The sequence below is a fragment of the Streptomyces chlorus genome (genome assembly GCF_042655885.1).
In the GTDB taxonomy this organism is placed as follows: domain Bacteria; phylum Actinomycetota; class Actinomycetes; order Streptomycetales; family Streptomycetaceae; genus Streptomyces; species Streptomyces chlorus.
The window spans coordinates 1-4,986 of record NZ_JBHSOA010000059.1; the positions used below are offsets into that span (position 1 = coordinate 1).

Below are 4,986 nucleotides of genomic sequence, written 5' to 3' on the forward strand. Positions count from 1 at the left end.
CAACGGATGCTCCACAGACACACCGGCCAGCAGCTCGGACACGGCGGTCCGGTCCGCGACGTCACAGGCCGCGGCAGTGACGTCGGCGCCGAGTGACTCCAACTCCTCGACGAGTGCTCGCGCACCGTCGGCACCGAGGCCCCGGCGGCTGAGCAGCAGCAGACGGCGTACGCCGCGTTCCGCGACCAGATGCCTGGCCAGCACGGCGCCCAGACCACCCGTACCACCGGTGATCAGGACCGTGCCGTCCCGCTCCCAGCCCTCCACTGTCCCTTCCGTCCGTTCCGCCCCTTCTGCCTCGACAGACTCTCCAGTCGCTCCTGCCTCCTCGCCGACCGTGGCGACAGGCTCCGGGAGCGGCACGCGGTCCAGCCTGGCGGCCCTGACCTCGCCGCCCCTGAGGACCAGCTGCGGTTCGTCGGAGCCGAGAGCCCCGAGCACCGACGCCGAGGCGTCGGCGTCATCCGCCGGGTCAAGGTCCAGCAGTCCGAAGCTGCCCGGGTTCTCCGAGTGCGCGGACCGCACCAGACCCCATACGGAGGCCGCCGCCAGGTCGGCGACCGTGCCACCGTCCACGGCCACGGCGCCCCGGGTGACGAACACCAGCCGCGAGCCGGCGAACCGCTCCTCGGCCAGCCAGCCCTGCACCAGGGCCAGCACCTCGGCGGTCAGCGCGTGCGCCGACTCCGGGATCTCACTGCCGGAGGTACCGGCGACGCTCACCAGAACAGTGCCCGGCACCGGGGACTCCCCCGCCGCCAGCGACTGCGGATCGGCGTACGTCTCCCCTCCCGCAGAGGACTTGGCCATTGCCTCGGCGATTCCGAAGGGGTCCGCGCCCAGGAGAGTCACCTGCTGATCAGCAGGCCAGGACCCGGCCGCGACCGGCGTCCACTCCACGCCGAACAGGGAATCCCTGCCGACTCCGGCAGGACCGTTCAGCTGCTCGCTGGACACCGTCCGTACGAGCAGTGAGTCGACCGAGGCGACCGGCGCACCGGAGGTGTCGACCGCGGCCACGGAGACCGCGTCCTTGCCGAGCGGCGCGAGCCGCACCCGCAGAGTCGAGGCGCCGGTGGCGTGCAGCGACACGCCCTCCCACGAGAACGGCAGACCGCCACCGCTCTCGCCGCTTGCCTCACCGGCGAGCATGGAGGCGTGCAGTGCGGAGTCCAGCAGGGCGGGGTGCAGACCGAACGCGGCCGCATCCCCCTGCGCACTCTCCGGCAGACTCACCTCGGCGAAGACCTCGCCGTCGCGCCGCCAGGCGGCCCGCAGGCCCTGGAACACCGGACCATAAGCGAAGCCCAGCTCCGCGAACCGCTCGTAGCAACCCTCGACATCCAGCGCCTCAGCGCCCGTCGGCGGCCACACCGTCGCATCGAAGTCGGTCTCCGTTGCCTCGGAACGGGCGGTCAGTTCGCCCGTGGCGTGCTGCGTCCAAGGCGCGTCTCCCGCGTCTTCCGGGCGGGAGTAGACGCCGACCGAACGCCGGCCCGACTCGTCGGGGGTGCCGACCGCCACCTGCACCTGAATGGCGCCGTGCTCGGGAAGGACCAGCGGCGCAGCCAGCGTCAGCTCCTCGACGCGGTCGCAGCCGGCCTCGTCACCCGCCCGGATCGCCAGCTCCAGCAGAGCCGTCCCCGGAAGGAGCACCTGGCCCATCACCGCGTGGTCCATCAGCCACGGATGCGACTGCACCGACAACCTGCCGGTGAACAGCACGCCCTGGCCCGCGGCGAGTTCGACGGCCGCACCCAGCAGCGGATGCTCGGCCGAACCGAGCCCCGCGGCCCGTACGTTCTTGGCCTCACTGGACTGCGAACCGGTCGGCCAGAACCACTGGTGCTGGAAGGCGTACGTCGGCAACTCGACGCGACGCGCACCGCTTCCGGCAAACATCCCGGCCCAGTCGGGCACCGTACCGCGCACGTGAACGCGAGCCAGCGCGGTGAGCGCGGTCAGCTCCTCGTCCCGGTCCTTGCGGAGCATCGGGATGAACGCCGCGCTCTCCGGCGCGGATTCCTGGGCCATGGCGGAGAGGACCCCGTCCGGGCCCAGCTCCAGGAACGTCGTCACACCCTGCACGCCAAGGGTCCGCACGCCGTCGGAGAAACGCACGGCCTCACGGACGTGACGCACCCAGTACCCGGGCGAGCACAGCTCCTCGGCCGACGCCATCCCGCCGGTCAGGTTCGACACCACCGCGATGACCGGAGCCTCGTACGACAGGCCCTCCGCGACCGCCCGGAACTCCTCCAGCATCGGATCCATCAACGGCGAGTGGAAGGCGTGCGAGACGCGCAGACGCGTCGTCCTGCGGCCCAGCTCCGCCAGCCGCACGGCGACCTCCAGGACCGCCTGCTCGTCACCGGAAACCACCACCGACGACGGACCGTTGACGGCCGCGATCGACACACCGTCGACCAGCAGCGGCAGGACCTCGTCCTCGGTCGCCTGCACCGCGATCATGGCACCACCGGCCGGCAGGGCCTGCATCAGCCGCGCCCGCGCCACCACCAGACGGACCGCGTCCTCCAGCGAGAACACCCCCGCCACATGCGCCGCCGCGATCTCACCGATCGAATGCCCCGCCACGAAGTCAGGCTTGACACCCCACGACTCCACCAGACGGAACAACGCCACCTCGATGGCGAACAACGCCGGCTGAGCGAAGCCCGTCTCGTTCAACAGCTCCGCATCCTCGCCCCACATCACCCCACGCAGCGGGCGCTCCAGCAGCGGATCCAGCACAGCGAACACCGCGTCCAGCGCCTCCGCGAACACCGGGAACCGGCTGTAAAGCTCCCGGCCCATCCCCAGCCGCTGCGAACCCTGACCGGAGAACAACACCGCCGACCTGTCAGCAACGACCGCACCCGACACCACCGAGGCATCCGGAGCACCGGACGCGAGAGCAGTCAACGCGCGCACCGCATCGGAGGAGCCATTCGCCAGCACCACCGCACGATGCTCGAACACCGACCGGCTCGTGGCCAGCGAGTATCCGACGTCCACCGGGCGGGGAGCCGTCTCCCCGTCCACCACCGACAGCAACCGCGCCGCCTGGGCCGCCAGCGCCTCCGGCGTCCTGCCCGAGAGGATCCACGGCACCACGGTTGATGACACGGTTGCCGGAGCGGCCGGTTGGTGCACGATCTCGGCGACCGGCTCGGGCTGCTCCAGGATGACGTGCGCGTTCGTACCGCTGATACCGAACGACGACACACCCGCGCGCCGGACGCGACCGGCCTCCGGCCAGGCCGTCGGCTCGGTCAGCAGCTCCACCGCGCCCGCCGACCAGTCCACATGCGAGGACGGCTCGGTCACGTGCAGGGTCTGCGGCAGCACACCGTGACGCATCGCCATCACCATCTTGATCACGCCCGCCGCGCCCGCGGCGGCCTGGGTGTGTCCCAGGTTCGACTTCACCGAACCCAGCAGCAGCGGCTGCTCCGGGTCGCGGTCGCGCCCGTACGTCGCCAGCAGCGCCTGCGCCTCGATCGGGTCACCCAGCGACGTGCCGGTGCCGTGCGCCTCCACGACGTCGACGTCCTCGGCCAGCAGCCCGCCGCTGGCGAGCGCCTGACGGATCACCCGCTGCTGCGACGGACCGTTGGGCGCCGTCAGACCGTTGGACGCACCGTCCTGGTTGACCGCACTGCCGCGCACCACGGCCAGAATCTCGTGACCGTTGCGCAACGCGTCCGACTGCCGCTCCAGCACCACCATGCCCACACCCTCCGACCAGCCGACACCGTCGGCCGACTCGGAGAACGCCTTGCACCGGCCATCGGGCGACAGACCCCGCTGCCGGGAGAACTCCACGAACGTGCCGGGGGTCGACATGACCGTCACACCGCCGGCCAGGGCCAGCGAGCACTCACCACTGCGCAGGGCCTGCGCGGCCAGGTGCATGGCCACCAACGACGACGAACACGCCGTGTCCACCGTCACCGCCGGACCCTCCAGGCCCAGGGTGTAGGAGACCCGGCCCGAGGCGACGCTTCCGGCGCTGCCCTGGCCCTGGTGTCCCTCGAACTGCTTGCCGTTCAGGGTGGTGCCGTAGTCGTTGTACATCACACCGGCGTACACACCGGTCTGGCTCTCGCGCAGCGACACCGGGTCGATGCCCGCCCGCTCGATCGCCTCCCACGACGCTTCGAGCAGCAACCGCTGCTGCGAGTCCGTCGCCATCGCCTCACGCGGCGACATCCCGAAGAACTCCGGGTCGAAGTCTCCCGCGTTCTGGAGGAAACCGCCCGATCGGGTGTACGACGTGCCCGCGTGGGCCGGATCGGGGTTGAAGAGCCCGTCGACGTCCCAGCCGCGGTTGGTCGGGAAGCCGGTCACGGCGTCCGTCCCCTCCGTGACCAGTCGCCACAGATCCTCCGGCGAGGCGACCTCACCGGGATACCGGCAGCTCATGCCCACGACCACGATCGGGTCGTCGGCCACGGGCGGGAGCATCCGAGCCGGGATCGCGGTCTGGACGTCGGTACCGAACAGCTCGTCCCTCAGGTGGTCGGCCAGCGCCGTCGCGGTCGGGTAGTCGAAGATCAGCGTGGCGGTCAGCCGCAGGCCCGTCACCGCACTCAGCTGGTTCCGCAGTTCCACAGCCATCAGCGAGTCGAAGCCGAGCTCCCTGAACTGAGCCGTGGGGTTCACGGCTGCCACACCGACATGACCGAGCACCAGGGCGACCTGCTTGCGTACGAGATCCAACAGCGCTTCGCAGCGAGCGGCCGCGGTCAGTCCGGTCAGCTGGGCCAGCAGCCCACTGGCGGTGACCGATCCCGCGACCGCACTCCGTCGGGAGTGAGAGCGGGTGCGGATCAATGCCCGCAACAGCGGGGGCACTTCGCCGCGCGAACGCAGGGTGGCGAGGTCCAGCCGCACCGGCACCATGACGGTCTCGCCCGTGGCGAGTGCCGTGTCGAACAGGGCGAGGCCCTGCTCGACGGAGAGCGGCGGCATTCCCGAACG

1 protein-coding gene is annotated in these 4,986 nt (G+C 71.1%); it reads right to left on the minus strand.

All coding sequences use genetic code 11. The features are described from left to right. Positions 1-4,986: SDR family NAD(P)-dependent oxidoreductase (locus ACFPZI_RS25445; protein ID WP_381367279.1), on the minus strand; the 4,986-nt coding region annotated here is incomplete at both ends.